Origin of the sequence: Arenibacter catalasegens (assembly GCF_002909235.1) — a bacterium.
GTDB classification, from domain to species: domain Bacteria; phylum Bacteroidota; class Bacteroidia; order Flavobacteriales; family Flavobacteriaceae; genus Arenibacter; species Arenibacter catalasegens.
The window spans coordinates 413,815-420,224 of sequence record NZ_PHQQ01000002.1 but is presented as its reverse complement, the minus strand read 5'-3'; the positions used below and the strand labels follow the sequence as shown (position 1 = coordinate 420,224).

3 protein-coding genes, 2 tRNA genes and 2 rRNA genes are annotated in these 6,410 nt (G+C 47.0%); 6 read left to right on the top strand and 1 reads right to left on the bottom strand.

All coding sequences use genetic code 11. The features are described 5' to 3' along the window. Positions 1–57: 57 nt before the first annotated feature. From CWD90_RS03705 to rrf, 4 genes are all read left to right on the top strand, one after another. A tRNA-Ile gene (locus CWD90_RS03705) sits at positions 58–131 on the top strand. A 174-nt stretch (positions 132–305) separates the two neighbouring features. Beyond that, positions 306–379, top strand: a tRNA-Ala gene (locus CWD90_RS03700). Between the two features lie 215 nt (positions 380–594). Next, positions 595–3,429: ribosomal RNA gene (locus tag CWD90_RS03695) — 23S ribosomal RNA — on the top strand. Between the two features lie 150 nt (positions 3,430–3,579). After that, a 5S ribosomal RNA gene (gene rrf / locus CWD90_RS03690) occupies positions 3,580–3,691 on the top strand. Between the two features lie 188 nt (positions 3,692–3,879). Here rrf and CWD90_RS03685 read toward each other — a convergent pair. Continuing rightward, a complete protein-coding gene (locus tag CWD90_RS03685) occupies positions 3,880–4,077 on the bottom strand; it encodes a hypothetical protein (protein WP_157941155.1) in 198 nt (65 codons plus the stop codon). A gap of 38 nt (positions 4,078–4,115) precedes the next feature. On the opposite strand from CWD90_RS03685, the gene CWD90_RS03680 reads away from it, so the two are divergent. Together CWD90_RS03680 and CWD90_RS03675 are read left to right on the top strand one after the other, a co-directional pair. Continuing rightward, the gene (locus tag CWD90_RS03680) at positions 4,116–4,775 is read left to right on the top strand and encodes a 3-keto-disaccharide hydrolase (protein ID WP_103474563.1); all 660 of its coding nucleotides are present in this window, start codon (positions 4,116–4,118) and stop codon (positions 4,773–4,775) included. Between the two features lie 23 nt (positions 4,776–4,798). Next, the gene (locus tag CWD90_RS03675) at positions 4,799–6,397 is read left to right on the top strand and encodes a sulfatase (protein WP_103474562.1); all 1,599 of its coding nucleotides are present in this window, start codon (positions 4,799–4,801) and stop codon (positions 6,395–6,397) included. Positions 6,398–6,410: the final 13 nt, after the last annotated feature.

The following is a 6,410-nucleotide window of genomic DNA, read 5'->3' as shown; positions in this document are numbered from 1 at the left end:
TCAAGGGCCCGTTTTTTCGATTTCTGTCTTTATAAATACCAAAAATAAACTATAGTGAGTCTCATAGCTCAGCTGGTTAGAGCGCTACACTGATAATGTAGAGGTCGGCAGTTCGAGTCTGCCTGAGACTACAAAGTAGACGAGGTGCGGACGAGAAGTCTATGCCGCTAAAAGCGGTAAGTCTGCCTGAGACTACGATTTTGCCCTTGGGCATACGTTCATTGATTGAAAGATTGAATTAGGAAATACTAGAAGTTGGGAAACCTGCCGACTATTGACTGGCACCGGCCGACCTATAGGAAAACGGGGGATTAGCTCAGCTGGCTAGAGCGCCTGCCTTGCACGCAGGAGGTCATCGGTTCGACTCCGATATTCTCCACATTGGCAATACATTGCCGTTATCTTGGCCAAAGGCCGTAAAAGGGATAACGGGACTGGCCAAAAAGTTCATTGACATATTGGGACAGGGTGCGCATCAAGATTCAGGTCTTTGCGTACGCTGAAAAGAAACACGAAATTAAAGTAAAGTACAAGTATAAAGGGCCCTTTGGACGCTGCCGCGGAAGGGGGGCCCGCGAATAACATAAAGGTCTGGCGACAAGCTAGATAAGGGCGTATGGGGAATGCCTAGGCTCTCAGAGGCGATGAAGGACGCGATAAGCTGCGAAAAGCTGCGGGGATCGGCACACACGATATGATCCGCAGGTATCCGAATGGGGCAACCCACTATACTGAAGGTATAGTACCTAGCAATAGGGGCAAACCCGGTGAACTGAAACATCTAAGTAGCCGGAGGAGGAGAAAACAAAAGTGATTCCGTAAGTAGTGGCGAGCGAAAGCGGATTAGTCCAAACCGATGTTGTTTCGGCAATATCGGGGTTGTAGGACCGCGACATTCGATGTGCAATGAATCAGAACCCTTTGGAAATAGGGACCGTAGAGGGTGATAGTCCCGTAAGAGCAAAGAACATTATCGATAGCGGTATCCTGAGTAGTGCGGGGCACGTGAAACCCTGTATGAATCCGGCGGGACCATCCGCCAAGACTAAATACTCCTGAGAGACCGATAGTGAACCAGTACCGTGAGGGAAAGGTGAAAAGAACCCTGAACAAGGGAGTGAAAAAGATCCTGAAACCATACGCCTACAAGCGGTCGGAGCCCCTTCGTGGGGTGACGGCGTGCCTTTTGCATAATGAGCCTACGAGTTACTTTTACTGGCAAGGTTAAGCACTTCAGGTGCGGATCCGTAGCGAAAGCGAGTCTGAATAGGGCGCCATAGTCAGTAGTAGTAGACGCGAAACCGTGTGATCTACCCATGGGCAGGTTGAAGCTGTGGTAACACACAGTGGAGGACCGAACCCGTTGACGTTGAAAAGTCTTGGGATGACCTGTGGGTAGGGGTGAAAGGCCAATCAAACTCGGAAATAGCTCGTACTCCCCGAAATGCATTTAGGTGCAGCGTGTAGATAGTTTTATAGAGGTAGAGCTACTGATTGGATGCGGGGGCTTCACCGCCTACCAATTCCTGACAAACTCCGAATGCTATAAAATGTTTCTGCGCAGTGAGGGCATGGGTGCTAAGGTCCATGTCCGAGAGGGAAAGAACCCAGATCACCAGCTAAGGTCCCCAAGTATATACTAAGTTGATATAACGCGGTGGAACTGCATTGACAGCCAGGATGTTGGCTTGGAAGCAGCCATTCATTTAAAGAGTGCGTAACAGCTCACTGGTCGAGCGGTTCCGCATGGATAATAATCGGGCATAAGTATATCACCGAAGCTGTGACTTCCATTTATTTGGAGGGGTAGGGGAGCATTGTAGTGCCGCTGAAGGCGATCCGTAAGGGCCGCTGGAGGAGCTACAAACGAAAATGTAGGCATAAGTAACGATAATGCGGGCGAGAAACCCGCACGCCGAAAGACCAAGGTTTCCCCAGCTATGCTAATCAGCTGGGGGTCAGTCGGGACCTAACGCGAACCCGAAAGGGGTAGTGGATGGACAACAGATTAATATTTCTGTACCTGCTCACATTAAAAGTGACGGGGATGTGGCGTTGGTGCGTACTGACGGAATAGTACGTTGAAGGGAGCGGTGACGCCCCGATAGTACACCGAGGCTCCGGCCAAGGTGATAATCCAGCTTAACATCCTCCGAGAAAACCAAGTGAAGCAGCCCGTACCGCAAACCGACACAGGTGGTTGGGATGAGTATTCTAAGGCGCTCGAGAGATTCATGGCTAAGGAACTAGGCAAAATAGACCCGTAACTTCGGGAGAAGGGTCGCCCCCCTTATGGGGGGGCCGCAGTGAAGAGGTCCAGGCGACTGTTTATCAAAAACACAGGGCTCTGCAAAATCGAGAGATGAAGTATAGGGCCTGACACCTGCCCGGTGCTGGAAGGTTAAGAGGAGATGTCATTCGCAAGGAGAAGCATTGAATTGAAGCCCCAGTAAACGGCGGCCGTAACTATAACGGTCCTAAGGTAGCGAAATTCCTTGTCGGGTAAGTTCCGACCTGCACGAATGGTGCAACGATCTGGACACTGTCTCGGCCATGAGCTCGGTGAAATTGTAGTATCGGTGAAGATGCCGGTTACCCGCAGTGGGACGAAAAGACCCCGTGCACCTTTACTATAGCTTCGTATTGACCTTGGGCAACCAATGTGTAGGATAGCTGGGAGACTTTGAAGCTGCATCGCCAGGTGTGGTGGAGTCATTGTTGAAATACCAGCCTTTGTTTGTCCGGGGCCTAACTCCCTTATGGGAGGACAGTGCGTGGTGGGTAGTTTGACTGGGGTGGTCGCCTCCAAAAGAGTAACGGAGGCTTCTAAAGGTGCCCTCAATACGGTTGGCAATCGTGTGCAGAGTGCAATGGCACAAGGGCGCTTGACTGAGAGACATACAGGTCGACCAGGTACGAAAGTAGAGCATAGTGATCCGGTGGTTCCGCATGGAAGGGCCATCGCTCAAAGGATAAAAGGTACGCCGGGGATAACAGGCTGATCTCCCCCAAGAGCTCATATCGACGGGGGGGTTTGGCACCTCGATGTCGGCTCGTCACATCCTGGGGCTGGAGAAGGTCCCAAGGGTTGGGCTGTTCGCCCATTAAAGTGGCACGCGAGCTGGGTTCAGAACGTCGTGAGACAGTTCGGTCTCTATCTACTGCGGGCGTTAGAAATTTGAGTGGACCTGACCCTAGTACGAGAGGACCGGGTTGGACCGACCGCTGGTGCACCAGTTGTCCCGCCAGGGGCATTGCTGGGTAGCTATGTCGGGATGGGATAAGCGCTGAAAGCATATAAGCGCGAAACCCGCCACAAGATGAGATTTCTTTAAAGGGCCGTGGGAGATGACCACGTCGATAGGCCATAGGTGGAAGGGCAGCAATGTCCGTAGCCGAGTGGTACTAATTGCCCGTTGGCTTGCGCAAACGCCGTCCCCGCCTTGTGCGGGGGCGCAACAAACCTTTTTTTTTACGTACGTGTACTTTAGTTTATTTTAGTGCGACCGATCCGGCCGCCCTGTCCCATTATTATGTCAACGATATTAGGTATCGCAAGAAGCTTGCGGTACAAAGATTTTAGGTGGCCATGGCGACGGGGCCCACCCCTTACCATTCCGAACAGGGAAGTTAAGCCCGTCTGCGCCGATGGTACTGCTACACCAAGTGGGAGAGTAGGCCGCCGCCTTTTTTTGAAGTCCCCCCATCGCAAGATGGGGGGACTTTTTTTTTGTACAATATCCAACAAATGGCACGCCCACTGCGTGATCGGTCCCTGCTTCCATGGCCACTGCACTTTGTTTGTGCCAATGGGCAGTCATTGAATGGCACGCCTAGGGCGTGATTAGTTCCTGCATGCCTTTGTACTGCGCTTCGCTTCTACAAAGCGGCAGTCACTAATACGCCGCCGCCTTTTTTTGAAGTCCCCCCGCCTACGATGAAGGGACTTTTTTTTTGTCCTAAAGTCTTGGAACAAAGCCTCTTTACCGCCTTGGTAACAGGTTTTTTTTTATTTGGTCCCAACTTCCACATAACCTTCCCAAAATTAGTTCCTAGAATGTCTTTCCCGTAAGTCATTTTTTGATATCTTGTCTCTTCATTAATAAAATAAAACAATGAAAAACAATTTTGCATATCTAATGAGCCTAGTGCTTTGCCTAGGAATTTTTAGTACAATTACAGGTCAAGTAGGGGGTAAACAGAAAAAAAATGGTTGGATTTCCTTGTTCAATGGCAAAAATATGGATGGTTGGAAAGTTGGGGAAAATGCCCATACTTTTTCCATCGAGGATGGTGCAATTAAGGTTGAAGGACCTAAGGCCCATTTGTTTTATGTGGGGGATGTGGAGAACCATGATTTTGATAATTTTGAATTCAAGGCTAGCGTTATGACCAAACCTGGTTCCAATTCCGGTATTTATATCCATACACGCTACCAAGAGGCCAGTTGGCCAGTATATGGTTATGAAGTACAGGTAAACAATTCCCAAGGCGATTGGAAACGTACCGGTAGTTTATATGATATAGTCAATGTTATGGAAACCTATGTTGGCGATGATGAATGGTATACGGAATATATTAAAGTAGAAGGCAAAAGAATTATTATTAAAATAAATGATATAGTGGTAGTAGATTATACCGAACCAGAACATCCTAAACGCGACGAAGGGGAACGCCAGCATAGGGTTCTTAAAGGAGGAACGTTTGCGCTACAAGGTCATGATCCTAAAAGTGTTATTTATTATAAGGATATTATGGTGAAACCTTTGCCTTAAGATTAACCAATATTAAAATTTAAATGTACTTACCTAGTCCTATAACCAAAATTATCAGTGGTATAATTCTTGGGGTTCTTACCGTTGGTTGTCAATCAGAACCTGAAAACCTCAAACAAAAACCTAATGTTGTTTTTATATTGGTTGATGATCTTGGTCTAGTGGATCTAAGTGTTACAGGCAGTAAATTCTATGAAACACCTAACATAGATAGATTGGCTAGAGAAGGCATGGTGTTTACTCAAGGGTATGCCGCTAGTAGGGTATGTAGTCCGTCCAGAGCAAGTATCATGACTGGGAAATTTACGGCAAGACATGGAATCACGGATTGGATAGGGGCAGCATCTGGTGAAGCTTGGAGATCTCATAATCGTCACGATAAATTACTACCGGCCGAGTACGTGCATGCCTTGCCGGAGAAGGATATTACTTTGGCAGAAGCCATGAAGGAGAAAGGTTATAAAACCTTCTTTGCAGGTAAATGGCATTTAGGACCGGAAGGTTCCTATCCTGAGGATCATGGTTTTCAAATCAATAAGGGAGGTTGGGATAAGGGAAGTCCTATGGGCGGATATTTTTCACCTTGGGATAATCCAAAATTACCAAACAAAGTTCAAGGTGAGAATCTTACTATGCGCTTGGGTAACGAAACAGCTGATTTTATAAAACAGCACAAGGATTCAACCTTTTTTGCCTTTCTTTCGTTCTATGCCGTTCACGGCCCCATTCAAACTACCAATCAAAAATGGCAGAAATATAGAGATAAAGCTCTGGGAAGTGGCCTGGATGAGCGGGGATACAAAATGGAAAATGTTTTACCTATTCGTATTGTGCAGGACAATCCTATTTATGCCGGACTTGTAGAAAGTATGGACGATGCGGTTGGAGTTGTTTTGGATGCCATTAAAAATGCTGTGTTAGAGGAAAATACCATTGTAGTCTTTACTTCAGATAATGGAGGAGTTGCGTCCGGGGATTCTTTTTCCACTAGTAACCTTCCTTTAAGGGGAGGAAAGGGTTATCAATGGGAAGGTGGTATTCGTGAGCCTTATTTTATTAAAGTTCCTTGGTTGAAAAATGGTGGAAGTACAACCGAGTTTCCTGTAATAGGAACTGATTTTTATCCGACTATTTTGGATTTGGTAAATATAGACCTAAAACCGGAACAACATGTAGATGGAATAAGTTTGCGCCCGCTGTTGGAAGGAGAAGCATTGGACTTGGATAGGCCTTTGTATTGGCATTATCCACATTACGGTAATCAAGGTGGTGAACCCTCTTCCATTATTCGTAGAAAGGAATGGAAGCTAATACATTATTGGGAGGATGATAGGGAAGAGCTTTATCATTTACCTTCAGATATAGCAGAACAAAACAATGTAATTTCTGATCATCCAGAGGTTGCAACAGCTCTTAGCGAGGAACTTAAAACATGGCTTTTGGAGGTTGGGGCTAGATTTGCAGAGAAGGATTCAGAATACGATGAAGGTTTAGCAAAGAAGCGAAAAGATAACATCTTAAATGAAATGTTGCCAAGGTTGGAAAAGGAAAGGTTGAATGTCCTGTCCGAAGATTTTGTACCCAATGCCAATTGGTGGGGCAGTAGGGTGACTACGGATTAACATAGGACATGAA

What these genes read in the sequence shown, in the direction of transcription:
- CWD90_RS03685 (WP_157941155.1), bottom strand. Translation starts at nt 4,077, where the DNA reads ATGACTTACGGGAAAGACATTCTAGGAACTAATTTTGGGAAGGTTATG.
- CWD90_RS03680 (WP_103474563.1), top strand. Translation starts at nt 4,116, where the DNA reads ATGAAAAACAATTTTGCATATCTAATGAGCCTAGTGCTTTGCCTAGGA.
- CWD90_RS03675 (WP_103474562.1), top strand. Translation starts at nt 4,799, where the DNA reads ATGTACTTACCTAGTCCTATAACCAAAATTATCAGTGGTATAATTCTT.